28 protein-coding genes are annotated in these 22,521 nt (G+C 64.2%); 19 read left to right on the top strand and 9 right to left on the bottom strand.

Features of this window, described 5'->3' with window-relative positions:
• Position 1 precedes the first annotated feature (1 nt).
• Positions 2–721 carry an SIMPL domain-containing protein gene (locus ABIB95_RS20095; protein ID WP_354241430.1) on the top strand — a complete coding sequence of 240 codons (720 nt, stop codon included), beginning with the start codon at positions 2–4 and terminating at the stop codon, positions 719–721.
• A 158-nt stretch (positions 722–879) separates the two neighbouring features.
• Here ABIB95_RS20095 and ABIB95_RS20090 read toward each other — a convergent pair whose 3' ends face one another.
• Positions 880–1,944, bottom strand: coding sequence for an MBL fold metallo-hydrolase (locus ABIB95_RS20090; RefSeq protein ID WP_354241427.1), 1,065 nt, complete (start codon positions 1,942–1,944; stop codon positions 880–882).
• A gap of 448 nt (positions 1,945–2,392) precedes the next feature.
• On the opposite strand from ABIB95_RS20090, the gene ffh reads away from it, so the two are divergent.
• The 7 genes from ffh (at position 2,393) to ABIB95_RS20055 (ending at position 8,330) form a co-directional block, all read left to right on the top strand.
• A complete protein-coding gene (gene ffh, locus ABIB95_RS20085) occupies positions 2,393–3,937 on the top strand; it encodes a signal recognition particle protein (protein WP_166346789.1) in 1,545 nt (514 codons plus the stop codon).
• An 85-nt stretch (positions 3,938–4,022) separates the two neighbouring features.
• The gene (gene rpsP / locus ABIB95_RS20080) at positions 4,023–4,355 is read left to right on the top strand and encodes a 30S ribosomal protein S16 (RefSeq protein WP_063980395.1); all 333 of its coding nucleotides are present in this window, start codon (positions 4,023–4,025) and stop codon (positions 4,353–4,355) included.
• Positions 4,356–4,364: 9 nt separating this feature from the next.
• On the top strand, positions 4,365–4,934 hold the full coding sequence (rimM, locus tag ABIB95_RS20075) for a ribosome maturation factor RimM (RefSeq protein ID WP_354241423.1): 570 nt from the start codon (positions 4,365–4,367) through the stop codon (positions 4,932–4,934).
• A gap of 118 nt (positions 4,935–5,052) precedes the next feature.
• Positions 5,053–5,808, top strand: a complete 756-nt coding sequence (trmD, locus tag ABIB95_RS20070) for a tRNA (guanosine(37)-N1)-methyltransferase TrmD (RefSeq protein ID WP_354241420.1) — start codon at positions 5,053–5,055, stop codon at positions 5,806–5,808.
• A 108-nt stretch (positions 5,809–5,916) separates the two neighbouring features.
• On the top strand, positions 5,917–6,297 hold the full coding sequence (rplS, locus tag ABIB95_RS20065; RefSeq protein WP_063980390.1) for a 50S ribosomal protein L19: 381 nt from the start codon (positions 5,917–5,919) through the stop codon (positions 6,295–6,297).
• Positions 6,298–6,619: 322 nt separating this feature from the next.
• A complete protein-coding gene (gene leuC / locus ABIB95_RS20060; RefSeq protein WP_063985988.1) occupies positions 6,620–8,026 on the top strand; it encodes a 3-isopropylmalate dehydratase large subunit in 1,407 nt (468 codons plus the stop codon).
• A 94-nt stretch (positions 8,027–8,120) separates the two neighbouring features.
• Positions 8,121–8,330 (top strand): hypothetical protein, encoded by a 210-nt coding sequence (locus ABIB95_RS20055; protein ID WP_063980389.1) that lies wholly within the window; start codon positions 8,121–8,123, stop codon positions 8,328–8,330.
• Positions 8,331–8,452: 122 nt separating this feature from the next.
• On the opposite strand, the gene ABIB95_RS20050 is transcribed toward ABIB95_RS20055, so the two are convergent.
• A complete protein-coding gene (locus tag ABIB95_RS20050; RefSeq protein ID WP_354241417.1) occupies positions 8,453–9,013 on the bottom strand; it encodes a hypothetical protein in 561 nt (186 codons plus the stop codon).
• A 166-nt stretch (positions 9,014–9,179) separates the two neighbouring features.
• Here ABIB95_RS20050 and ABIB95_RS20045 point away from each other — a divergent pair, with 166 nt between their 5' ends.
• Positions 9,180–9,479: a DUF1330 domain-containing protein gene (locus ABIB95_RS20045; protein WP_085402927.1), complete on the top strand. Its 300-nt coding sequence runs from the start codon at positions 9,180–9,182 to the stop codon at positions 9,477–9,479.
• Between the two features lie 9 nt (positions 9,480–9,488).
• On the opposite strand, the gene ABIB95_RS20040 is transcribed toward ABIB95_RS20045, so the two are convergent.
• Complete coding sequence (locus ABIB95_RS20040) at positions 9,489–9,749, bottom strand: hypothetical protein (RefSeq protein WP_354241414.1); 261 nt, start codon at positions 9,747–9,749, stop codon at positions 9,489–9,491.
• Between the two features lie 49 nt (positions 9,750–9,798).
• Positions 9,799–10,080, bottom strand: coding sequence for a hypothetical protein (locus ABIB95_RS20035; protein WP_063980388.1), 282 nt, complete (start codon positions 10,078–10,080; stop codon positions 9,799–9,801).
• A 166-nt stretch (positions 10,081–10,246) separates the two neighbouring features.
• Here ABIB95_RS20035 and ABIB95_RS20030 point away from each other — a divergent pair, with 166 nt between their 5' ends.
• On the top strand, positions 10,247–10,645 hold the full coding sequence (locus tag ABIB95_RS20030; RefSeq protein WP_354241412.1) for a metallopeptidase family protein: 399 nt from the start codon (positions 10,247–10,249) through the stop codon (positions 10,643–10,645).
• 4 nt (positions 10,646–10,649) lie between these two features.
• Here the strand turns inward: ABIB95_RS20030 and ABIB95_RS20025 are convergent, their stop codons facing one another.
• A complete protein-coding gene (locus ABIB95_RS20025) occupies positions 10,650–11,453 on the bottom strand; it encodes a helix-turn-helix transcriptional regulator (protein ID WP_354241544.1) in 804 nt (267 codons plus the stop codon).
• 99 nt (positions 11,454–11,552) lie between these two features.
• Here ABIB95_RS20025 and ABIB95_RS20020 point away from each other — a divergent pair, with 99 nt between their 5' ends.
• The 4 genes from ABIB95_RS20020 (at position 11,553) to ABIB95_RS20005 (ending at position 14,411) form a co-directional block, all read left to right on the top strand.
• Positions 11,553–12,122: a pyridoxamine 5'-phosphate oxidase family protein gene (locus tag ABIB95_RS20020; protein ID WP_071908670.1), complete on the top strand. Its 570-nt coding sequence runs from the start codon at positions 11,553–11,555 to the stop codon at positions 12,120–12,122.
• Positions 12,123–12,228: 106 nt separating this feature from the next.
• Positions 12,229–12,834: a 3-isopropylmalate dehydratase small subunit gene (leuD, locus tag ABIB95_RS20015; protein WP_014490662.1), complete on the top strand. Its 606-nt coding sequence runs from the start codon at positions 12,229–12,231 to the stop codon at positions 12,832–12,834.
• Positions 12,835–12,914: 80 nt separating this feature from the next.
• Positions 12,915–13,700 carry a glycosyltransferase family 32 protein gene (locus tag ABIB95_RS20010; RefSeq protein ID WP_354241410.1) on the top strand — a complete coding sequence of 262 codons (786 nt, stop codon included), beginning with the start codon at positions 12,915–12,917 and terminating at the stop codon, positions 13,698–13,700.
• 291 nt (positions 13,701–13,991) lie between these two features.
• Positions 13,992–14,411, top strand: coding sequence for a hypothetical protein (locus tag ABIB95_RS20005; RefSeq protein ID WP_135213882.1), 420 nt, complete (start codon positions 13,992–13,994; stop codon positions 14,409–14,411).
• 22 nt (positions 14,412–14,433) lie between these two features.
• On the opposite strand, the gene ABIB95_RS20000 is transcribed toward ABIB95_RS20005, so the two are convergent.
• Positions 14,434–16,125 carry a caspase family protein gene (locus tag ABIB95_RS20000; RefSeq protein ID WP_354241408.1) on the bottom strand — a complete coding sequence of 564 codons (1,692 nt, stop codon included), beginning with the start codon at positions 16,123–16,125 and terminating at the stop codon, positions 14,434–14,436.
• 78 nt (positions 16,126–16,203) lie between these two features.
• Here ABIB95_RS20000 and ABIB95_RS19995 point away from each other — a divergent pair, with 78 nt between their 5' ends.
• Both ABIB95_RS19995 and ABIB95_RS19990 read left to right on the top strand, forming a co-directional pair.
• The gene (locus tag ABIB95_RS19995; RefSeq protein WP_354241406.1) at positions 16,204–16,347 is read left to right on the top strand and encodes a hypothetical protein; all 144 of its coding nucleotides are present in this window, start codon (positions 16,204–16,206) and stop codon (positions 16,345–16,347) included.
• 205 nt (positions 16,348–16,552) lie between these two features.
• Positions 16,553–17,353, top strand: a complete 801-nt coding sequence (locus ABIB95_RS19990) for a Crp/Fnr family transcriptional regulator (protein ID WP_063980381.1) — start codon at positions 16,553–16,555, stop codon at positions 17,351–17,353.
• 116 nt (positions 17,354–17,469) lie between these two features.
• On the opposite strand, the gene ABIB95_RS19985 is transcribed toward ABIB95_RS19990, so the two are convergent.
• Positions 17,470–18,351 carry an HpcH/HpaI aldolase/citrate lyase family protein gene (locus ABIB95_RS19985; protein WP_071908673.1) on the bottom strand — a complete coding sequence of 294 codons (882 nt, stop codon included), beginning with the start codon at positions 18,349–18,351 and terminating at the stop codon, positions 17,470–17,472.
• Positions 18,352–18,520: 169 nt separating this feature from the next.
• Between ABIB95_RS19985 and ABIB95_RS19980 the strand changes: the two genes are divergently transcribed.
• Positions 18,521–19,165: a carbonic anhydrase gene (locus tag ABIB95_RS19980; RefSeq protein ID WP_071908674.1), complete on the top strand. Its 645-nt coding sequence runs from the start codon at positions 18,521–18,523 to the stop codon at positions 19,163–19,165.
• Between the two features lie 104 nt (positions 19,166–19,269).
• On the opposite strand, the gene ABIB95_RS19975 is transcribed toward ABIB95_RS19980, so the two are convergent.
• Complete coding sequence (locus ABIB95_RS19975; protein ID WP_063980378.1) at positions 19,270–20,304, bottom strand: aspartate-semialdehyde dehydrogenase; 1,035 nt, start codon at positions 20,302–20,304, stop codon at positions 19,270–19,272.
• Positions 20,305–20,420: 116 nt separating this feature from the next.
• On the opposite strand from ABIB95_RS19975, the gene ABIB95_RS19970 reads away from it, so the two are divergent.
• Entirely contained in the window at positions 20,421–21,209 is a 789-nt protein-coding gene (locus tag ABIB95_RS19970; protein ID WP_354241404.1) for a hypothetical protein, read from the top strand.
• Positions 21,210–21,366: 157 nt separating this feature from the next.
• On the top strand, positions 21,367–21,753 hold the full coding sequence (locus ABIB95_RS19965) for a hypothetical protein (protein ID WP_028158592.1): 387 nt from the start codon (positions 21,367–21,369) through the stop codon (positions 21,751–21,753).
• Positions 21,754–21,826: 73 nt separating this feature from the next.
• Here the strand turns inward: ABIB95_RS19965 and ABIB95_RS19960 are convergent, their stop codons facing one another.
• A complete protein-coding gene (locus ABIB95_RS19960) occupies positions 21,827–22,465 on the bottom strand; it encodes a DapH/DapD/GlmU-related protein (RefSeq protein ID WP_354241402.1) in 639 nt (212 codons plus the stop codon).
• Between the last annotated feature and the right edge of the window lie 56 nt (positions 22,466–22,521).

Below are 22,521 nucleotides of genomic sequence, written 5' to 3'. Positions count from 1 at the left end.
GATGAAGAAGCCTGCCGTCCTTTTTACGTCTATTGCCGCCGCTTTCGCCGCCACTCTGCTGGCGACGCCCGCACGCGCGGACGATTTTCCCTCCGCGATCTCGGTGAGCGGCGAAGCCACGATTTCCGCGGCACCCGATCTCGCGCAGATCGATGCCGGCGTCGCCAACGACGCCAAGACGGCGAAGGAAGCCTCCGACGCCAACAACGCCGCGATGGGCAAGGTGCTGCTGGCGCTGAAGGGCGCCGGCATCGCCGAGAAGGACTATCAGACCTCGCGCCTGTCCTTGCAGCCGCAATACGGCCAGAACAAATCCACCGGCGCTTCGCCCGTGGTCGGGTTCCGCGCCTCTAACCGCGTCACCGTGAAGATCCGCGACGTGACCAAGGTCGCTGGCATCATCGACACGCTGGTCGGCGCCGGCGCCAACGACATCGGCAACATCTCCTTCGAGGTGACGCAGGCCTCAAAACTGCTCGATGACGCCCGCGAACAGGCGGTCGTGGACGCCCGCCGCAAGGCCGAGATCTACGCCAAGGCCACCGGCGTCACGCTCGGCGCGCCGCTCAGCGTATCCGAGGGCGGCGCTCCGGTGCCGCTGTTCAAGGCAAGAATGGCGACCGCGCCGATGGCGGCGCCCGCGGCAGTCGCCCCGGGCGAGGAAACGCTGTCGGTGACGGTGAATGTGAGCTGGGCGATTATTCGCCCTGAAGGCAAATAAGTCTCTTGTCCCGGACGCGCTGCAGCGTGAAACGCCGCTGCGCAGGGCCGGGACCCAGAAAGCCAACGGCACGTGCTGCTGCATGGGCCCCGGCTCTGCAGCGCACCGTCGAAGAGACGCTGCGCTGCATCCGGGGCAAGTTGTGTACGTGGATGGAGTCAGATCTCCACCACCTGCCCCGGCTGCATCGCCACAAACTGCTCCTGCGGAATCTTCGCGGCATCCAGCGCTTCGACCAGCGCCTTCGCCGGCGCGTCGATCGCTTCGTCCGTCAGCTGGAACGTGCCGTGATGATGTCCGAGCGCGGCTTGCGCGCCGCAATCGGCCAGCGCCTTCACGGCGTCTTCCGGATTCATGTGCTGGTCGCGCATGAACCAGCGCGGCTCGTAGGCGCCGATGGGAAGGATCGCCAGACGCAGCGGCCCGTGCTTCTCGGCGACGCGGCGGAAATGCCCGCCGTCGCCATAGCCGGAATCGCAGACGACGTAGATTTTTCCCGCAGGCGTCTCCAGCACGAAACTCGCCCACAGCGCCTTGTTGCGATCGAACATGCCGCGCGCCGACCAGTGCCGGGTCGGCACCAGCGTCACGGCGATGCCGCCGCCGAGCTCGACGCGGTCGTGCCAATCGAACGCCTCCGCCTTGATCGACGAGTCGGCGCTGCGCATCGTCACGTCATTGCCGAGTGGCGTCACCACGCGCGGCGCAAAATTCTTCGCGAGCCGCGACAGCGTCGCAATATCCAGATGATCGTAATGACCGTGCGAGACCAACACGACGTCGATCTTCGGGAGCTTCTCGAACGCAATGCCGGGGTCGTTGTGCCGCTTCGGTCCGGCAAAGCTGACGGGCGAGACCCGCGAGGACCAGACGGGATCGACGAGGATGTTGAGGCCGCCGGCCTGGACCAGCCAGCTGACGTGGCCGACGAAGGAGAGCCGCACCTTGTCGCCCTCGATGCGCTGCGGCGGCGTGTCGGCATGGGGGTTGGGCACCCAGTCGGGCCAGTCCGCGCGCTGCCCCCGGCCACCTAATTGCCACCGCAGCACCTCGCCGAGCGATCTCGGCGGCGCCCCGTCGGGATCGAAGAAGGTCAGGCCGTCAAAATGGTCGGAGACCGGGCCGTCATAGGTTTTCATGCGGGACATCCAGAGAGGCGGAACACCAACCAGCGCGGCGCCACCGGCGAGCGATCCAAAGAGGCGGCGGCGGGTGATCGGCACAAGCGGGCTTCAGGGATGGTAACGGAGGTAAGTCATCATCTCCTATATGGGCGGAGCCCAGGCAAAAGGAACCGGTCGCCAAAAGCTCCGTATTTTCATAGCCTTGCCCTGGCAAAGGCACCCCGGCGCCCTAACTTTCCTTGACTTTTGGGCGGGAGCGGCGTTTAACCCCGCCACTTTCTCGGAAAGGCTTTCTTTTCGACCCGCCCACTGGCCCTGGAGGCCAGAGGCCAACGCCCGACAGCGCTGTGCGCCCTCGGGCGTAAAGGTGTTTGGAAGATCGCTTGCTTAGGAAGTGGTCATCGCCCGACTTGATCGGGCGATCCAGTATCCCAGAGGCAGCTCGGCTGAACCGAGGTGCCGCGGCGTACTGGATGCCCCGGTGAAGCCGGGGCATGACACTGGTGAACGCGGCAACCCTGCGCGAGCAGGACAAGGGACAACGGCATTGTTCGACAATCTGTCGGAACGGCTTGGTGGCATTCTCGATCGTCTGACGGGGCGCGGTGCGCTGACCGAAAAGGACGTCGACGCCGCGATGCGCGAGGTGCGCCGCGCGCTGCTGGAGGCCGACGTCGCGTTAGAGGTGGTGCGCAGCTTCACCGAGCGCGTCCGCGAGCAGGCGATCGGCGCCACCGTCGTCAAGTCGGTCACGCCCGGCCAGATGGTGGTCAAGATCGTCCATGACGAGCTGATCAACACGCTCGGTGCCGAAAGCCAGACCATCGACATCAATTCCGTGCCGCCGGTTCCGATCATGATGGTCGGCCTGCAAGGCTCCGGTAAGACCACCACCACCGCCAAGCTCGCCCGCCGCATGGTCCAGCGCGACAAGCGCAAGGTGCTGATGGCTTCGCTCGACATCTATCGCCCGGCGGCGATGGAGCAGCTGGCCGTACTCGGGCGCGATCTCGACATTCCGACGCTGCCGATCGTCGCCGGCCAGCAGCCGGCTCAGATCGCGAAGCGCGCGCTGGAGGCCGGCAAGCTCGGCGGCTACGATGTCGTGCTGCTCGACACCGCCGGCCGCACCACGCTCGACGAAGACATGATGGCGGAAGCGGCTGCGATCAAAGCCGCTGCCAATCCGCATGAAGTGCTGCTGGTCGCCGACAGCCTCACCGGCCAGGACGCGGTCAACCTTGCCCGCGCCTTCGATCAGCGCGTCGGCCTCACCGGCATCGTGCTGACACGCGTCGACGGCGACGGCCGCGGCGGCGCCGCGCTGTCGATGCGCGCCGTCACCGGCAAGCCGATCAAGCTGATCGGCACCGGTGAAAAGACCGATGCGCTGGAAGATTTCCATCCCGACCGTATCGCCGGCCGCATCCTCGGCATGGGCGACGTGGTCTCGCTGGTCGAACGTGCCGCCGCCAACATCGACGCCGAAAAGGCCGCGCGCACCGCCGAGCGCATGCGCAAGGGTCAGTTCGACCTCAACGACATGCGCGAGCAGCTGTTGCAGATGGCGAACATGGGCGGCATCAGCGGGCTGATGGGCATGATGCCCGGCATCGCCAAGATGAAGAACCAGATCGCGGCAGCCGGCATCGACGACAAGATCTTGAAGCGCCAGGTCGCGGTGATTGACTCCATGACGCGCGACGAGCGCCGTCATCCCGACCTGCTCAAGGCCAGCCGCAAGAAGCGCATCGCCGCAGGAAGCGGCCAGAGCGTCGAGCAGGTCAACAAGCTGCTCAAGATGCACCGGAACATGGCCGACGTGATGAAGGCCATGGGCTCGGGCAAGCGTGGCCCGCTCGCCGGCATTGCGCAGGCGATGGGCTTTGGCGGCGGCATGAAGCCGCCCTCACCGGAAGAGATGAAGGCGTTGCAGGAGAAGATGCAAGGCGGCGGACAAGGTCTGCCCAGCCTGCCGAAGGATTTGCCCGCTGGTCTGCGCACCGGCCTGCCCAACGTTCCCGGACTGACCGGGCTGAGCGGCAAGCCGACGCTGCCGGGCCTCGGCGGATTTCCGGGCAAGAAGAAATGAGGAATTCGTCGCGAGGGATCCTAAGCATCTCGCGCGACGCGGAATACCAATCAACCGAACAAACTGTACTTTGAAGGAGAACCAGATGTCCGTCGTTATCCGCCTCGCTCGTGCAGGCACCAAGAAGCGCCCCGTCTATCACGTCGTCGTCGCCGATTCGCGCTTTCCCCGCGATGGCCGCTTCATCGAGCGTCTCGGTTATTTCAACCCGCTGTTGCCGAAGGACAACGAGGCCCGCCTCAAGCTCGACATGGACAAGGTGAAGGCCTGGGTCGCCAAGGGCGCGCAGCCGTCGGACCGCGTGGCGCGTTTCCTCGACGCCGCCGGCGTCAAGAAGCGCGAAGCGCGCAACAACCCTGAGAAGGCCGTGCCGCGCAAGGAGCGCAAGGCGCAGGCCGAAGCCGCCGCGAAGGGTTAAGGCCAGACCATGTCGGCGCTGGTCTGCGTCGCGCGGATCGGCGCCGCGCATGGTGTGCGCGGTGCGGTCAAGCTGTGGACCTTCACCGAAGATCCCTTTGCGGTCAGGCGCTACGGGCCGCTTCTGTCCAAGGATGGCAAGCGCCAGTTCGAGGTCGCGCAGGCGCGCGAAGCCAAGGATCATCTGGTCGCGACGTTCAAGGGCGTCACGACCCGCGATGAGGCCGAGCGCCTCAACGGCATCGAGCTCTACGTCGCGCGCGAAAAGCTGCCCGCGACCGACGAGGACGAATATTACCACACCGACCTGATCGGGCTCGCCGCCGTCACCACCGACGGCGACGCGCTCGGCCGCGTGCTCGCGATCCACAATTTCGGCGCCGGCGACATCATCGAGATCGCTCCGCCCAAAGGATCTGCAAAGGGCACGACGATGCTGCTGCCGTTCACAAACGCGGTGGTGCCGGAAGTCGATCTCACAGGCGGCCGCGTCGTGATCGCGCTGCCGCAGGAGATCGAGGGTGAGGACAAGGACGAAGCCCTATCCACGGGTCGTCCCCGCGAAGGCGGGGACCCATAATCGCAGGCCGTGGTTTTTTGGCTAAGCTGGTAGCCTCGATCATCGCAAAACGAAGTGCGATGGTTATGGGTCCCGGGCTCGCGCTCCGCGCGCCCCGGGACGACGAGATCGGGAAGCCATGACGACCTCCTCACCCTGGCGCGCGACCGTGCTGACGCTGTTTCCGGAGATGTTTCCGGGGCCGCTCGGCGTGAGCCTGGCCGGCCGGGCGCTGGCTGGCGGGCTCTGGGAGCTCGAGGCGCGGGACATCCGGGCCTCGGCCACCGACCGGCATCGGAGCGTCGATGACACCCCGGCCGGCGGCGGACCCGGCATGGTGCTGCGGGCCGATGTTCTGGCGGCGGCGATCGATGCCGTCGAGATCGGCCCGGACCGGCCGAAACTGCTGATGAGCCCGAGGGGTCGGCCATTGACCCAGGCCCGGGTGGTGGAGCTGGCCGAGGGTCCGGGTCCCCTGATCGTTTGCGGACGGTTCGAGGGCGTGGACCAGCGGGTGATCGACGGACGGGGCCTGGAGGAGGTCTCGATCGGCGACTACGTGCTGTCCGGGGGCGAGATCGCAGCGCTGGTCCTGATCGACGCCTGCGTCCGGCTGTTGCCCGGCGTGATGGGCAAGGAGGCCTCGGGAACCGAGGAAAGCTTCTCGGAGGGCCTCCTCGAATACCCCCAATACACCCGCCCGCAGCTGTTCGAGGGGGCTCCGATCCCGGAGACCCTGACCTCCGGCGACCACGCCAAGGTTGCAGCCTGGCGGCGGGCACAATCCGAGGCCCTGACCGCGGCCCGGCGGCCTGATTTGTGGGCCCAAATCCCGGCCAAAGCCCCGAATCGGGCAAGACGCCAAAAAACGCCAAAAAACAAGACAGACGGGTGACAAACCCTCCGGCTTGCCTTATAGGAGCGGCCACATCCGCAATAGCTGGATCAACGAATTTCGCGCAGCCCCCGTCCTGCGGCTGGGCGCGCCGATGGAGACTTACCCATGAACCTGATCCAACAGCTCGAAAAAGAGCAATTCGACAAGCTCTCCGCCAGCAAGGAGATTCCGGAGTTCGGTCCCGGTGACACCGTGATCGTCAACGTGAAGGTCGTCGAAGGCGACCGCACCCGCGTGCAGGCCTATGAAGGCGTCTGCATCGGCCGTTCCGGCGGCGGCCTCAACGAGAGCTTCACCGTCCGCAAGATCTCCTATGGCGAAGGCGTCGAGCGCGTGTTCCCGCTGCTCTCCCCGATGATCGACTCGATCAAGGTGGTGCGCCGCGGCAAGGTGCGTCGTGCCAAGCTCTATTACCTCCGCAACCTTCGCGGCAAGTCGGCCCGCATCGTCGAGAAGACTGAGCACGCCAAGGCCGTCAACGAGTAAGCACCGCTACCAGACGAGTTCTAGAGAGCGCGGGGCAAAACCCCGCGCTTTTTTGTTGCGTCAGCCGTGCGCGTCAAACCCCTCGCGCTTCCAAATCGGCCTGCTATATATTCTTGGAATGTTTCCAGATCAGACCAGCCTCGCCCCCGTCACGCGCATCGTCATCGACGATCGCTCGCGGCTGCCTGGCCGGTTCTTCGGACGCTTCGCGACCTCGGCAACGTCAGAGCTTACGCGCGCAGCCTAAAAGCTGCGCTGACGATTTTGTTGCCCGCGCGTGACCGCGCATATCCGCACCACAACATTCCTGGAGCTGAAGCTCATGTCCAAGCCGACCACATTGTACGACAAGATCTGGAACGACCATCTGGTGCACGAAGCCGACGACGGCACCTGCCTGCTCTATATCGACCGCCATCTGGTGCACGAAGTAACCTCGCCGCAGGCGTTCGAAGGTCTGCGCGCCACCGGCCGCAAGGTGCACTCGCCGGAAAAGACGCTCGCCGTCGTCGACCACAACGTGCCGACCACCGATCGCACCAAGCCGAATCCCGATCCGGAGAGCATCGAGCAGATCAAGGCGCTGGCCGAGAACGCCAAGCAATTCGGCATCGAATATTACGACGAGTTCGACAAGCGCCAGGGCGTCGTCCACGTTATCGGCCCCGAGCAGGGTTTTACGCTGCCCGGCACCACCATCGTCTGCGGTGACAGCCACACCTCGACGCATGGCGCGTTCGGCGCGCTCGCGCACGGCATCGGCACCTCCGAGGTCGAGCACGTGCTAGCGACGCAGACGCTGATCCAGAAGAAGGCGAAGAATATGCGCGTGACCGTCGACGGCAAATTGCCTGAAGGCGTGACGGGCAAGGACATCATCCTCGCCATCATCGGCGAGATCGGCACTGCCGGCGGCACCGGCTACGTGCTGGAATACGCCGGCGATGCGATCCGCGCGTTGTCGATGGAAGGCCGCATGACGGTCTGCAACATGTCGATCGAGGGCGGCGCGCGCGCCGGCCTGGTTGCGCCCGACCAGAAGGCGTTCGACTTCCTGCGCGGCCGCCCGAAGGCGCCGAAGGGCGCGGACTGGGACGCGGCGATGCGCTACTGGGAGAAGCTGCGCTCCGACGACGGCGCGCATTTCGACCACGAGCTGCGCCTCGACGCTGCCAAGCTGCCGCCGATCGTGACCTGGGGCACCTCGCCTGAGGACGTCATCTCGGTGACCGGCATCGTGCCCGATCCGGACCAGATCGCGGACGAGGCCAAGCGTCTCTCCAAGCACCGCGCGCTGAAATATATGGGCCTGACCGCGGGCACGAAGATCACCGACATCAAGCTCGACCGCATCTTCATCGGCTCCTGCACCAACGGCCGCATCGAAGACTTACGCGCTGCCGCCAAGATCGCGGAAGGCAAGACCGTTTCAGCGCATGTCAACGCCATGGTCGTGCCGGGCTCCGGCCTCGTGAAGGAGCAGGCCGAGGCTGAGGGCCTGGACAAGATCTTCATCAAGGCCGGCTTCGAATGGCGCGAGCCCGGTTGCTCGATGTGCCTCGCGATGAACCCGGACAAGCTGGCCCCGGAAGAGCGCTGCGCCTCAACCTCGAACCGCAACTTCGAGGGCCGCCAGGGTTTCAAGGGCCGCACGCATCTGGTGTCGCCGGCGATGGCGGCAGCCGCCGCGATCGCGGGTCACTTCGTCGACGTCAGGGAGTGGCGGTAAGCCGCTCCCTGCAATTTGAGCTAAAGCGGCAAACGGCCGTTAATCGGCATCGCCGACACTGCGTCCTCGCGACGGTTTCGCGAGGACACAGCTCATGGCCAACAAGCCTGAATATGTCGATCTGATCGGCGAGGCGACGCGCCAGCACCGGCGGCGCGCAACGCCCTTGCCCATCGTCGCCAAGCCCGAGGTCGAGGAGACCTCGAAGCTCAGCCGCTGGCCGCCGGCGATGATCAAGCAGTGGAAGCTCGAGAACCTGACGCGGTGGAAGCCGGCGTCATGGAAATTGAAGGATTGGCTCTAGGCCAAGCTCACCGTCATGCCCGGGCTCGTCCCGGGCATCCACGAATTTTCTTCGCAGCACAAGAACGTGGATGGCCGGGACAAGCCCGGCCATGACGAGTGCGGAGCTAGCAGCAACTCACATTACCAATAGCGGTACGGATAGTGCCAGCGATGCCACCGGCAGACGCGGCGCGGGCCGTAATAGGTCCAGATCACCCGACAGCGGCGCGGATAGTGGTAGTAGGGATAGTAGCCGCCGTAATAATAGCGCCGGTGGAAGTGACGATAGCCGTAATGCGGGCGATAGATCCCGTAGCGATGAAAACCGCCATAGTGGCGAAATCCGCCGTAGCGATAGCCGCCACCGTGAAAGGCCGGCGCGGCGCGGAAGCCGCCGATATGGCCGCCACGAAAGCCACCGCCGCGGAAACCGCCGATATGCCCTCCGCCACCATGGAAACCACCGCCACGAAAACCGCCGCCGCCATGGAAGCCGCCACCATGTCCACCACCGCCGCCACCGTGGCGAACCTGCGTGATCATGTCGTCGCTTGCAGCCTTCGCCGCCGGCAACGGCGTCGGATTGATCGGAGTCATCGCTTCGGCACGTTGTGCAGTCCCGGCCGACAGCATCAGCGTGGCAACGGCCGCGAGCCCGAGCAAGCGTATCGGGCTTGTCCGAGCTTCCAAGATCCTCAGCATGGAATTCTCCCTGAATCTGAACGGCGGCATTGCGGCGCAGCGTCGCTCGCATCGCTGTTCAATTGCAGTCGCTCCCAAGATTAAATTAGGGACAGCGACGTGAACGCCTTGTGAATGAACAAGCTTCCTGCCGAGGCGCCGTGCCACGACAAAAGGAATTCGAAAGATGACCGTCTACGCGATCGCGCAATTGAAGATGACGGACCGCGCGGCCTATGACCGCTATCAGGCGCGGTTCTTCGACGTGTTCAGAAAGTACAATGGACGGCTGCTCGCCGCCGACGAGCAGCCGCGCGTGCTCGAGGGCCCGTGGCCGTTCGACAAGCTCGTCATGATGTCATTTCCCGACGAGGCGGCGTTCCTCGCCTTCTCGAATTCGCCGGACTACGAAGAGATCTCGCGCGATCGCAAGGCGGGCGCGCAGGCAACCGTGCTGCTGGTCAGGGGATTTGCGCCGGCGGGCTAACGCGGCGCGTCACCACCACGGCCCGTAGCCGAACACGAAGGGTGCCGGCACGCCGTAGGGATAGGGACGATAGTAGATGGGCCGCGCGTAATAGTGCGGATCATGGGGCGCTGAGCGCCGCGCAACGGCATGGTGTCTTGCGTGCCGTCTCGCATCGAAAATCGCTGTCCCGGCCGAGGCATCCGACTTCGTCACACTCTGCGCGGTTGAAGCGCGAGGCAAACCCGCCGCGAGCCCGGCGACAACGGCCAATGCAATCCATCTCGTCATGACGAACTCCGCCCTCAAGATGCGGGCATCACGCGGCCGTTGAAGCGCGTCAGCCCCGCCGCCAGTAGCAGCTCATATGCGGCACGATCACCGTGCCGCTCGGCCGATATTCCTGCACATAGGTGGCGTTGCACTCGCGGACCGCATCGGGACCCGGATAGTAGCGCGGATAGACGCCGTCCGGAGCGTAGTAGGGCGTGACGCGCAGCCGGGCGGGCGGGCGCCTGCGCGGCGGGGGAACGTCGTCTGGCGAGGCCGCCTGGGCCAGCCTGACACCGGCGCCGGCCGTCTGGGCTTCGGCACCAACGCAAAATTGCGAAAACAACCCCATGCAAAGTAGAACCAGTACTGCTGTTCCTGCCCGCATCGCACCACCACCCACTTGAGCTATCCCCTTGAGGCGCCGTACGCTCCCCGTTTTCGCGCGCGGCGTCAACTCTTCGTCGCCCTCTATAAAGCCGGATGCATCGCCACGGAACCCGCGCTAAGAAAAGCCCATGTGGACGGAATTGAAAGCGCCCTCGCTGGCCGAGATGGAAACGACGGCGCATGACATCTTCGAGCGCCTGCCGGCGGAATTTCGCGGCCTCTGTGAGGGCGTGATCCTCCGCGTCGACGACTTCCCGACCGAGGAAGTGATGGACGAGATGGAATGCGAGAGTGAGTTCGACCTGCTCGGCCTGTTCCAGGGCGTCGGCCTGCCCCAGCAGAGCCTGGGCGACGTGGCGCGGCTGCCGAACATGGTCTGGCTCTACCGCCGGCCGATCCTGGATTACTGGGCCGAGCACGACGAGAGCCTCGGCCACATCGTCCGCCACGTCCTGATCCATGAGATCGGCCACCATTTCGGCCTATCGGACGACGATATGGCGGCGATTGAGGCTCAGGCGGAGTAGGACGTCATCGGTTGCGTATGGTTGGCGCAGCGAGAAGCATCGTCAGTCGATAGTCGGACCAGCCCGCGAGAGACAGCGACACCTGCTGATAATGCAGCAGTCCCATGGTCGGATGATCGAACGCACGCTCGCCGCCTTCGCGTGCCAGAACCCCCTGCGTCTCCCAGCAGCGTTCGAAGTCGGGGCTTCCAACTCTCAGTTCCTCGACGAGCCGGCGAATGTCCGGATCGTCGGAATAGGCTGTAACAGCGGCGCGGAATTCTGCGACGACGCGTTGCGCGCGTGAGGTCCAGTCGAGGATCAGTGTTCGCGCCTCGGGCCTGAGGAAGATGTAGCGCAGAAGATTTTTTTCGCCGTCAGCATCGAGCCATCCGGCAAACAACCGGGACGCTTTCGCATTCCAACGACGCGCGCCCCATGTGCGATCGAGAATGTAGGCCGGCCCATCGATCGCATCGACGCAGGCCAGCACCTCCTCAGGCGGATCATCGCTGTGGCCGGGACGCTCGGGATCGCGCTTGCCCCCAACTTCGAACAGATAGCTGCGCTCCGCTCGTGACAGGCGCAATCCGCGTGCGAGGCGCGCAAGTGTCGAAGCCGAGACGGAGACATCGCGACCCTGCTCGATCCACGTGTACCAGGTGACGCTCAATCCGCAGAGCTGAGCGACCTCCTCGCGCCGGAGGCCGGGCGTGCGCCGCCGTGCTCCGGCGGCGAGGCCGAATTCTGCCGGAGACTGGCGCTCCCGGAGCGCGCGCAGGAACGCGCTGAGCGAGAGAGCTGGAGCGATCGGGCCTGATCCCTTCATGGTGGTTTTTATACCAGCATAAATAACATTCTTAAACGGGTATAATCGGCATGCTAACTCTTTGCCGCTGCGGCGTCGCTGCGGAAAGGACGAACGGGTATGGGCAGGCAATTCGCAAGGATCGAACCCGAGCACAGGGCTTTCATCGAACGGCAGAAGATCTTCTTCGTCGCGAGCGCCCCGCCGAAGGGACGCATCAACGTGTCTCCCAAGGGCCTGTCGTCATTCCGGGTGCTGGGAGAGAGCGACGTCGCCTACCTCGATTGCACCGGCAGCGGCAGCGAGACCCGTGCGCATCTGACCGCCTCCGACGACAAGCGGCTGACCATCATGTTTTGCGCCTTCGACGGCGCCCCGATGATCCTGCGGCTCTATGGCCAGGCTCGATCGCTCATGCGCGGCACGCCGGAATATTCCGATCTCGTTCCTGACTTCGAGGACATGGCAGGCGCACGCCAAATCGTGCGCCTCTCGGTCGACCTCGTGCAGACGTCATGCGGTATGGGCGTGCCGCTGTTCGACTACAGACAAGAACGCGGCAGCCTCGTGCGCTACTGGACGGCGCAGGGTGTCAACAATTTGCGAAAATACTGGGGTCTGAAGAACATGAAGAGCATCGACGGCCTGCCGACCGGCTTTGCCCCTGACAGCATGGCTCCGCCAGGCTGAAGACGAACCTCGATTTACGCCCCTTAGGCCTGCCGAATCCGGCCTAGGATTTGTGTGCCAACCGGGCTAAATAGCCCTCCCCTGACTTCAAACCGGGAAGCCTGAAATGGACAAGTTCACCACGCTGGAAGGCGTCGCGGCGCCGCTGAAGATCATCAATGTCGACACCGACATGATCATTCCGAAGCAGTACCTCAAGACCATCAAGCGCACCGGCCTTGGCAAGGGGCTCTTCTCCGAGCAGCGCTACAAGGACGACGGCAGCGAGAATCCGGATTTCGTCCTCAACCAGCCCGCCTATCGCAATTCGAAGGTGCTGGTCGCCGGCGACAATTTCGGCTGCGGCTCGAGCCGCGAGCACGCGCCCTGGGCGCTGCTCGACTTCGGCATCCGCTGCGTGATCTCGACCTCGTTCGGCGACATCTTCTACAACAACTGCTTCAAGAACGGCATTCTGCCGATCCGCGTCTCGCAGGAAGACCTCGACAAGCTGTTCGACGACGCCGAGCGCGGCGCCAATGCGACGCTGACGATCGACCTGCCGAACCAGGAGATCCGCGGCCCCGACGGCGGCAAGGTCAAGTTCGAGATCGACCCGTTCCGCAAGCACTGCCTGATCAACGGCCTCGACGACATCGGCCTGACGATGGAGAAGAAGGCCTCGATCGACACCTACGAGGAAAAGCTCAAGCGCGAGCGCGCCTGGGCCTGAGGTCGAGCTCCAGTTCGAGCCCCGGTGCTGATAGCGCCGGGGCTTTTTCTTTGTCCTGATTAACCCCTAGACTGACGCGCATGCTGCCCGACATCGTCACCTTCTGGCACGGCCCGATGGACGCACTGCGCCAGACCTGTCTGCGCTCGCAGTTAGCTGCCGGCCACAAGGTCACGGTCTACAGTTTCGACACCATTCCCGGCCTGCCCGCGGGCATCGGGAATGCGGACGCCGAGGCGATCCTGCCGCATGCGTTCTCCGAACGATTGCGACCGCCGCAGCCGGACGGAAGCTGGCGCGACTGGACCACGCTTCAGTTCAGCGACTTCTTCCGCATGAAGCTGATGGCGAAGAACCTCGGCCTCTGGCTCGATGCCGACGTGCTGCTGCTGAAACCCGTCGAGATCGATCCGGCAAAACCCTACTTCGCCTGGGAGCGGCCGCGCCAGCTCGGCAATTCCGTGATCTATCTGCCGGCGGAGCACGGCATCGTTGCCGCCTTCGAGGAGCTGATGGAGCAGGAGGAGCTGACGCCGAACTGGCTGTCGGTGCGCCATCGCATCACCTTCATGATGCGTCGCCTGCGCGGGGGCTCGAACCGTCTCTCGGACATTCGCGTCGCGATCTTCGGGCCGGCGGCGCTCACCGCGCTCGCGCGCCGCACCGGTGAACTACAGAACGCGCTGCCGAAGCAATCGTTCTACGCCGTGCATGCCGAGCCAAAACTGTTCTTCGATCCCTCGAGCTATCTCGGCCTCGTCACCGCCCCCGAGATCATCGGCCTGCACATCTCGCCCAAGGGCCGCGGCGGCGAAAAGCCGATCCCGGGCAGCCTGTATGCGTGGGCGACGGAACGGTTCGCGTAACTCAGTCCGCTACTCGGCGCTCTCCTGCCCCGGACGCAGCGCAGCGCCATAAGCGCGTTCACGCGCGTCTTCGACGCGCTATGGTGATGCGCTGCGGAGCCGGGGCCCAGAGATGCGGCGAGATGGGTCCCGGCTCTGCGGAGCGGCACTTCGCGCCGTACCGCGTCCGGGACACGAAACCAACCACCAACGCGCCACACTCCAACGCTTCCAAATTTGATCCAGCGCAACGCGCCTCTGCACCATTGTGCCTAATCTGGCTCCAATTCCGCCGCCCGAATGGAGCTTTCCATGAGCACCGCAAGCAGGCCTTATCCCATCGTTCAGGACCTCATCGAGTCCTTTGCCGCCTGGCTGAAGCATCGCCGCGAGATGAACGAGATGCGGCAGCTTGATCGCGCCGATTTCGACCGGATCGCGCAAGATCTCAGGATCGCGCCTGACGATCTGGAGGAGCTGGTCCGTCACGGCAAGCACGCCGCCGACGAGCTGCCGAAGATGCTCGAGCAGCTCGGCATCAGCGCAGACAGGCTCGGTCGTGCACAGCCGCTGCTGCTCCGCGACATGGAGCGCGTCTGCTCGCTCTGCAATCACAAGGGACAATGCGACCGCGATCTCGCCGAGGGCACCGCCGCGGAGAACTACCACGGCTATTGTGGCAATGCATCGACGCTGGAGTCGCTCGATCGGGCCGACGTCGCCCCGCGCTGACGCGTCGTCGGGATCGAAAAGATCAGATCGTGCCGCTTCGCGCGCAAGCGTCGCGCTGGGCAAATCCTTTCACGAGCTTTCTGCACGCTCGATAGCGCTCTTCCATACTCGCTCCGCCGGCATGACCTGGAGGGCCAGGTTCGGCCGCGCTCTCTTTCTTGACTGCATGAGGTCGCGCAGTCTTATCGCGTTTGGTCGGAGGCTCGGCATCCTCGGGCACCGGCACAAGCTGCCAGACTGGACGAAGCTCGATATTCGCGGTCTCTGACGGCTTCTCCTTATTGACGGAAGTCAGGGCAAGGACGTTCTTGTCCAGCTTGGCCGTAACAGGCGTCCCATTGATGGAGAATTTATCGTTCGAAATGTACTCGACGAACGATTTGTATCCCGCCACATCCTTCACCCATGATTGTTTCGTGGGCGGCCCCCAGAGGTAGTATCCCTTGGCCAAGCCCGTCGCGGAGACCTCCGTGACGATCAGCATGGCGTAGCGTCCCTTGCCATCGGTCCACCCACGCTTGTTGGACCACACGCCGACAAACCTGGAATTGGCGTTGAGTGGATCGTTCTGATCGGACGAGATGGTGAAGCTCGGCAATTCGAGTTGCTGAGCTGCCGCGATGACAGAGATTTTTTTGTTGTCGTCGGGCGTAAATGGATTTCGTACGGCGCGCTTGGCATCAGCCTCCTGGCGTCCGCTCGCATCGGATTTCGGAGCAGCAGCCGGAGATGATAGCGCCGCAACCTCGTTGCCCTTGAGATCCTTGATTCGTTGGCGGGCTTCGACGGCGTGGTCGCTGCGGGGATATCTGGCGAGAAATTCCTCAAAGAGAGCTGCCACCGTCGACGTCCGGACAGCCTGCCAGAACTTCTCGTCTTCCGCGGGAGCTGCGGGCGCCGGAGTTGATGCAGCTGGTGCCTGAGCGGCGACGGCAGGGGCCTTGAGGTAAATCTCTTCCTTCGACAAGGAGCCATACACGAAAGGCTGCTGTTCGCGCCTGGTGGCCGCCATCACGTCGTCACGAACCCGGCGAAACAGAAACGATATCTCCAGGCCGGGCGTTTCGATATGGCGAAGCAGCGACGTCGTGAAGGGGCTATTCCGGCCATCGCCGTCGCTCGCCGTGGTGCCGTCCCGGGCGGCATACGCGATCAGGACGTTGTCGGACGGCTCCGTCGGCGCGAGCCCGCGAGCCACGGCCCGGGTGCTCAACGAGCGCTTCATCTTCGCGGCAAAAGGGTTATTGCGGCACGCGTCAAGTATCACGAGGCCCAACTTCCGTGCCTTCGAAACCTGACGGCTCACCGAACGCAGGCTGATCGCCTCGCTTTCGGCGTCGGAATCGCTGCGCAGCTCGGCGCTGATCGGGATCAGCCAATTCTCGCCGCCGACTTCCATCCCGTGCCCGGCGTAGAACACGACGGCGATGTCGGACATTTCGGCGGATCGGCCGAAGTCAACGACGGCCTTCCTCATCTCTTGCGCGGTGGCGTTCTTGACTTGAGTGACCTTGAAATCCAGCCGCTCCAGCGCGCGGCCGATATCGGCCGCATCGCGAGTCGGGTTCGGCAGCTCGGGCACCTTCTCGTAGGCGCCATTGCCGATGACAAGAGCAACCCGCGCCTGCGCAACGGCGGGCTGAGCGGACAAAAGCGACATGACGAGAAAGACAGCTGCCCCAAAAAAACGCATCAATAGATTGCCCGAACCCACCAATGGCTTCGAGGGTAGCACCCCTGTTCACTACCGCAACGGGAAAAGCCGAGATCGTGGACTTCGGCGAAACGGCCGTTGTCGAGACGAGCCGACGACGAGCTGCCGACGATGCTGGTGCAGCTCCGCATCGGCGCGAAAGGGCAAGGGCCCGAGGGGCAGACTCACGCGCTGCCGCAACAATCACTGGTCGATCACCACGTGTGGCACGTCGCCGGGTAGCAAGGGGCATCAATAGTATGATGTATGCAAGGCCCTGTTTGCCTGGCGAGGATGCCGGCAATGTCTCCGCAATTGTCCGTGCTTGATCTCGACGAACGGCTCTGTTTGGATGGTTGCCCTTCGGCAGTTCGTATTTCGGATAATCATGGCAAACGAAATAGATGGTTACCGTCGTTCGTTGGGTGCTCGTTCACCGGAAAGCGCCGTGACCGTCCACCGCACGGGCATCGGGAATCGACTATTGGCGGCGTTGCCGCCGGCGGATCTCGGTTTGCTCACGCCCTACTTCCAGAAGGTCTCGTTCGAACCCGATGCCATCCTGGTGCGGTCGGGCGATGAGCTCGACCCGGTTTATTTTCCCCATAGCGGCGCCATCGCCTTCATGATCGATATGCCGGACGGGCAAACGGTCGCAACCACCTTGATGGGACGGGAAGGCGCTTTGGCCTCGTTCTCCGTGCTCGGCCCGTCGCTGTCATCCGTGACCGCGATTGCTCGGATCGCCGGCACAGCATCGCTGATTTCCGCCGCCAAGTTTCGCGCGGCCTTTGCGCAAAGCGCCGCCATCAGGAACGTCGTGCAAGTCCACGCCCGCGCGGTGTTGTTGCAGCTCCAGCACGTCGCCGCCTGCAACGCGCTGCACCGGGTCGATGGCCGCATGGCGCGGTGGCTCCTGCAGCTGCACGACCGCGTTCCCGATGACCGGCTTCCGGTGACGCACGAGGCGCTTGCGCAATTGCTTGGGGTGCGACGGACGACAGTGACCCTGACGATGAGCAAGCTACGCGATGCCGGCGCCGTCCCGTCCGACCGGCGCGGGTTTGTCGAGATCCATCGGGCGCGGCTCGAGAAGGTCGCATGCGATTGCTATGCGCTCATGCAGCGCAAGATCGATCAGATGTATTGCCAGGAATTGGCGGCGCCGCAGCCTGTCGATGCACCGTCCCGCGAAAGCGCCATCGTCGCGGGTGACGAATCCAGAGCCGCTTCGCGGGCGGGAAAATAGGCGATTGGGACTGACCGTCGCGATGACCGCTTGGGTCACAAGCGGCAGTCCTCTTGACGTCGAGAAGATGTCCGCCTGGCGGGGAAAAGCGGATATCGCTTCTTCGAGTTGACGCCTCAGCCCTTGCTCATCGCTGCGATCGCGTCCGCGATCTCGATCGTGCGCCGCGCCATGTCGGCGTGCAGACGCTCCACCATTGCGCCATCGAGCCGGATCGCGCCGCGCGAGACGTTCTCGGGCAGCTCGAATGCCGCGATGATCTTTCGCGCGCGCGCGACTTCCTCTTCGGGCGGCGTGAAGATCGCGTTGCAAGCCTCGATCTGCGACGGATGGATCAGCGTCTTGCCGTCGAAGCCGAGGTCGCGGCCCTGTGCGCATTCGGTGGCAAAACCGTCGGAATTGGCGATGTCGCTATAGGGGCCGTCGAGGATCTCGAGGCCGTGGGCCCGCGTCGCCAGAATGCAATGGGTGATCATCGGGATCATCGCCGCGCGGCCCGGCAGCATCTTGATGCGCGTCTCGCGCGAGATGTCGTTCGGGCCGAACACGAAACCGGAGAGGCGCGTCTTGGGATCGCGGCCCGCGGCAGCCAGCTCCTCGGCATGAAGCACGGCGCGCGCGGTCTCGATCATCGCCCAGACTTTCACCGTCGGCGCGGCGCCGAGCTCGGCAAGGCGAGCGCCGATCGCCTGGAGATCCTCGATGCTTGAAACTTTTGGAACCAGAATGCCGTCAGGCGAGGCCTTGGCGGCCATCGCGACGTCATCGGCCCACCAGGGCGTGTCGAGGCCGTTGGTCCGGATTAAAATCTCGCGCTTGCCGAACCCCTTGTCCGCGATCGCAGCGGCGATGCCGTCACGCGCCACCCCCTTGAGGTCGGGGGCGACGGAATCTTCCAGATCGAGGATCAGGCCGTCGGCGGCGAGATTTCGCGCCTTTTCCAGCGCGCGGGGGTTGGAGCCGGGCATGAACAGATGGCTGCGGCGCGGGCGGGTCATGCGAGCATTCCTTCCAGTTTCCTCAGGTGTATTCTGGAGCATGATCCCGGAAAAATGTGCGGCGGTTTTCCGAAAGGATCATGCTCAAACAACAAGCCAAGCCGATAGCATCTGGCCTGCCTATTCGAAAGGCTTGTTCGCCCCTCTGGTCTATGGTTAGGCATAGGCCATGATCACATTCCCGAAGCATTTGCTGGAAGGCTACAAGGCCTTCGCCACCCAGCGGCTGCCGACCGAGCAGAGCCGCTATCGCGAGCTGTCGGTGAAGGGGCAGTTCCCGGAAGTGATGGTGATCGGCTGCTGCGACAGCCGCGTCTCGCCCGAGGTGATCTTCGACGTCGGCCCGGGTGAACTGTTCGTCGTCCGCAACATCGCCAATCTGGTGCCGGTGTATCAGCCCGACGGCAATGCGCACGGCGTCTCCGCGGCGCTGGAATATGCCGTGACGGTCCTGAAGGTGAAGCACATCGTCGTGCTCGGCCACGCGCAATGCGGCGGCATCCGTGCCTTCGTCGACAAGATCGAGCCACTCACGCCGGGCGACTTCATCGGCAAATGGATGCAGATGTTCATCAAGCCGGGCGAAGTGGTCGAGCAGCGCGACCACGAGACCATGGCGCAGTTCGTCGAGCGCATCGAGAAGGCCGCGGTGTTCCGCAGCCTGGAAAACCTGATGACGTTTCCGTTCGTGCAGAAGGCGGTGGACTCAGGCCAGATGCAGACCCACGGCGCCTATTTCGGCGTGGCGGAGGGATCGCTGTTCGTGCTGGACAAGGTCGCGAAGGAATTCAGGAGCGTGCGCAACGCGGCTTGAATTCGTAGGGTGGGCAAAGGCGCAACGCGCCGTGCCCACCATCTTTCCCGATTGAGACCTTGGTGGGCACGCTTCGCTTTGCCCACCCTACGAGATCCCGCTCGTTACGCCGCCTTCTTCTTCGCGCTGATCAGCTTGCGGTTGATCAGCACTTCCGCGATCTGGATGGCGTTGAGCGCCGCGCCCTTGCGCAGATTGTCGGACACGCACCACAGCACGAGGCCGTTCTCCACCGTCGCGTCCTCGCGGATGCGGCTGATATAGGTGGCGTCCTCGCCGGCGGCTTCATACGGCGTGGCGTAGCCACCGGGCTCCTGCTTGTCGATGACGAGGCAGCCCGGCGCCTTGCGCAGGATGTCGCGTGCCTCGTCCGCCGTGATCGGATTCTCGAACTCGATGTTGACGGCCTCGGAGTGGCCGACGAACACCGGCACGCGCACGCAGGTCGCGGAGAGCTTGATCTTGGGATCAAGAATCTTCTTGGTCTCCGCCATCATCTTCCACTCTTCCTTGGTGTAGCCGTCCTCCATGAAGACGTCGATCTGGGGGATGACGTTGAAGGCGATGCGCTTGGGGAATTTCTTCGCGATCAGCTCGCTGTTGGTGTAGACGGCCTTGGTCTGCGAGAACAATTCGTCCATCGCATCCTTGCCGGCGCCCGAGACCGATTGATAGGTCGAGACCACGACGCGCTTGATCGTCGCCTTGTCGTGCAGCGGCTTCAGCGCAACCACGAGCTGCGCGGTCGAGCAGTTCGGGTTGGCGATGATGTTCTTCTTCTTGAAGCCGGCCGTCGCGTCCGCGTTCACTTCCGGCACGATCAGCGGGACGTCCGGATCCATGCGCCAGGCGGACGAGTTGTCGATCACGACCGTGCCGGCGGCGCCGATCTTCGGCGACCATTCCTTCGACACCGAGCCGCCCGCCGACATCAGGCAGATATCGACATCGGAGAAGTCATAGTGCTCGAGCGCTTTGACCTTCAGGGTGCGGTCGCCATAGGAGACCTCGACGCCGACGCTGCGGCGTGACGCCAGGGCCACGACCTCGTCCGCGGGGAATTTGCGCTCATCGAGGATGTTGAGCATTTCCCGTCCGACATTGCCGGTCGCGCCGACGACTGCGACTTTGTAACCCATCGTTCACTCTCCGATGAAAAAGCCCGTTCCTGAAGCTGACGCTTAAACAGGAAGAGCAGCGCTTCTATGCGAGAACCGGCCTCAAGACAACGTTGGACCATGCCTGAAGGCCGTGGATGCAGTCGCCAGAGGCCAGCACGGCCGCAACCCCTACCCAGATCCATCTGGCGCTCGCAGCCCTCGCCGACGAGATCGTCGGCACGCTGGCGCGCCTGTTCGCCTATGTGGGGGCGCTGGCCCTGTTTGCCATCCTCGCCCTCGCCGCGTTCGACCAGCTGCCCAGCCTGCGTGACGAAGAGCCCGCGGAGAAGCCGGGGTGGAGCGTGGCCGATCGCTCGCAACCGGCCTTCGCCCTCAGTCGGCTCGATTCATCAGAAAAAACAGCCTCTTACGCCATTCTCAGGCATCCCGAGGGCGGCCGCAGGGACGTGATGCGCTGGACCGGCGAGGCGGACAAGCCCGTGGCGGAGCTCGAGATCTACCGCGAAGGCGGCGAATTCGACGTGACCCGCCCGGCGACAGCGGACCTGGCCGTCCAAATGGGCCTGGGGGACGCAACGCCGCTCGAGCAGGCCGGCCTGATCGACACGAAATTCGGTCCCGTCGCCCTGTTCCGGCCCACCGGCACGGCGGAGGCCGCGCGGGCGTGCCTCGGCTACCTCAAGCGCAGCGAGGAGCCGGCGCTTCAGATCTCCGGCTTCTCCTGCCAGGGCGACACCCTGCCCGCCCAGCGCGCGGCGATCGCCTGCACGCTGAACCGGCTGACGCTCCTGACCTCGGGTAACGAGCCGAAGCTGGCGGAATTGTTCGCCCATGCGGAGCTGAAGCGCCGCTCCTGTGCTCCCCAGGGTTCGTCGGACTGGCTGCTGGGCGCGGCGAACGCGCAATTGCGCGGGGCGCTCTAACCGGCATCAAGGTCAAGTGGCTGGTATTGATGCAACTTTTGCCAGCGCGCACGATTATTCCGAGCTGGTGTGACCCAATAGACCTAGTTGCGGCCACCCTTGCCGGGCTAGTATGGGGATGAAATCGATTGGCGGCTTGCCGCCTGAAGGGGACGTGATGAGCTCGAATTTCTCCGCCGCGAACAAACTGGCGATGTGGCTTGCGGCCGGCGCCGTGGTTGCCATGTCCTCAGCCCTCGCGACACCCGCCTCGGCCGACACCAAGAAGCAACGTTACGACAACAGCCGGCCCTATTACGGTCCGAGCGGCCCCAACGCGGTCTATCAGCAGGGTCGCACCCGCCTCTATGTGAGCAAGCGCTCCTGGCTCGACGGCGGCACCGAGGTCAATCCGGGCGACCGCAAGTTCTCCGACTACGCTTTCCCGCCGGCGATCGGCTATCCGACCTTCGCCCGCGAGAACAACAACCGCCCGATCGATCGCCAGCCGCTGAGCACGCCGGCCGACGTCGGCGGCTATCCGCGGAATTTCCCGCTGTACTGAGCGGAATGATCGACCGAATCAAAATGGCCGGGCTCACGCCCGGCCATTTTTGTTTGTGAGAGATGCGTCCGCTTCAGGCGTTGGCTGCCGGGTCGTAGCGCCTGCAAAATTCTTCGATCGCCTCGGAGCGGAAATCGCCCAGGCGCTCGAAGATGAGTTCGTCCGGCCAATCCCACCAGGCAATGCGGCGCAGGCTTGCCGCGACCGAATCGTCAAAGCGCTTGCGGATGGCGCGCGCGGGAACGCCACCGACGATCGTGTAGGGCTCGACATCGCGGCTGACGACCGCGCCCGCGGCAATCACCGCGCCGTCGCCGACCGTGACGCCCGGTAGCAGGATGGCGGCGTGCCCGATCCAGACATCATTGCCGACGATGACCCGGTCGCTGCGGCGATCCGCGAAGAAGTCGCGGTCACGGCTCGCGGTCGCCTCGTAATATTCAGGGCAATAGGTGAAGCGATGCTGCGACGGACGGCCCATCGGATGATTGGGCGCGCCGATCCGCACCGAGTTGGCGATGGCGGTGAATTTTCCGATCACCGCGTCGGCGACCTCGCAGTTCTCGCCGAGATAGGAGTAGTCGCCGAGCGCGGCATATTCGATGCGGGTGTTGGCGAGGATTTCGCAGCGCCGCCCGATCTGGGCTTCGCGCTGGCGCGCCGTTTCATGGATGATGGTTTCCGCGATCTTGGGGCGGGGCGAGGCATCCATGAGGTGGCTTCCCTGAGGTCGTCGGCAGAGCCGCAGGGTGGGCAAAGGCGCGAAGC

This window comes from Bradyrhizobium sp. LA2.1 (assembly GCF_040547725.1).
GTDB classification, from domain to species: domain Bacteria; phylum Pseudomonadota; class Alphaproteobacteria; order Rhizobiales; family Xanthobacteraceae; genus Bradyrhizobium; species Bradyrhizobium barranii.
Note: the sequence above shows the minus strand (reverse complement) of the source record. Positions and strands in the feature narration are given on the sequence as shown.

Coding starts and splice junctions, on each gene's coding strand:
- trmD (WP_354241420.1), top strand. CDS start 5,053: ATGACGACCTCCTCACCCTGGCGCGCGACCGTGCTGACGCTGTTTCCG.
- ABIB95_RS20095 (WP_354241430.1), top strand. CDS start 2: ATGAAGAAGCCTGCCGTCCTTTTTACGTCTATTGCCGCCGCTTTCGCC.
- leuC (WP_063985988.1), top strand. CDS start 6,620: ATGTCCAAGCCGACCACATTGTACGACAAGATCTGGAACGACCATCTG.
- ABIB95_RS19970 (WP_354241404.1), top strand. CDS start 20,421: ATGCAGTCGCCAGAGGCCAGCACGGCCGCAACCCCTACCCAGATCCAT.
- rimM (WP_354241423.1), top strand. CDS start 4,365: ATGTCGGCGCTGGTCTGCGTCGCGCGGATCGGCGCCGCGCATGGTGTG.
- rplS (WP_063980390.1), top strand. CDS start 5,917: ATGAACCTGATCCAACAGCTCGAAAAAGAGCAATTCGACAAGCTCTCC.
- ABIB95_RS20010 (WP_354241410.1), top strand. CDS start 12,915: ATGCTGCCCGACATCGTCACCTTCTGGCACGGCCCGATGGACGCACTG.
- ABIB95_RS20030 (WP_354241412.1), top strand. CDS start 10,247: ATGTGGACGGAATTGAAAGCGCCCTCGCTGGCCGAGATGGAAACGACG.
- ABIB95_RS19975 (WP_063980378.1), bottom strand. CDS start 20,304: ATGGGTTACAAAGTCGCAGTCGTCGGCGCGACCGGCAATGTCGGACGG.
- ABIB95_RS19965 (WP_028158592.1), top strand. CDS start 21,367: ATGAGCTCGAATTTCTCCGCCGCGAACAAACTGGCGATGTGGCTTGCG.
- rpsP (WP_063980395.1), top strand. CDS start 4,023: ATGTCCGTCGTTATCCGCCTCGCTCGTGCAGGCACCAAGAAGCGCCCC.
- ABIB95_RS20020 (WP_071908670.1), top strand. CDS start 11,553: ATGGGCAGGCAATTCGCAAGGATCGAACCCGAGCACAGGGCTTTCATC.
- ABIB95_RS20035 (WP_063980388.1), bottom strand. CDS start 10,080: ATGGGGTTGTTTTCGCAATTTTGCGTTGGTGCCGAAGCCCAGACGGCC.
- ABIB95_RS20005 (WP_135213882.1), top strand. CDS start 13,992: ATGAGCACCGCAAGCAGGCCTTATCCCATCGTTCAGGACCTCATCGAG.
- leuD (WP_014490662.1), top strand. CDS start 12,229: ATGGACAAGTTCACCACGCTGGAAGGCGTCGCGGCGCCGCTGAAGATC.
- ABIB95_RS19960 (WP_354241402.1), bottom strand. CDS start 22,465: ATGGATGCCTCGCCCCGCCCCAAGATCGCGGAAACCATCATCCATGAA.
- ABIB95_RS20050 (WP_354241417.1), bottom strand. CDS start 9,013: ATGCTGAGGATCTTGGAAGCTCGGACAAGCCCGATACGCTTGCTCGGG.
- ABIB95_RS20025 (WP_354241544.1), bottom strand. CDS start 11,453: ATGAAGGGATCAGGCCCGATCGCTCCAGCTCTCTCGCTCAGCGCGTTC.
- ABIB95_RS20045 (WP_085402927.1), top strand. CDS start 9,180: ATGACCGTCTACGCGATCGCGCAATTGAAGATGACGGACCGCGCGGCC.
- ABIB95_RS19980 (WP_071908674.1), top strand. CDS start 18,521: ATGATCACATTCCCGAAGCATTTGCTGGAAGGCTACAAGGCCTTCGCC.
- ABIB95_RS20040 (WP_354241414.1), bottom strand. CDS start 9,749: ATGACGAGATGGATTGCATTGGCCGTTGTCGCCGGGCTCGCGGCGGGT.
- ABIB95_RS20055 (WP_063980389.1), top strand. CDS start 8,121: ATGGCCAACAAGCCTGAATATGTCGATCTGATCGGCGAGGCGACGCGC.
- ABIB95_RS19985 (WP_071908673.1), bottom strand. CDS start 18,351: ATGACCCGCCCGCGCCGCAGCCATCTGTTCATGCCCGGCTCCAACCCC.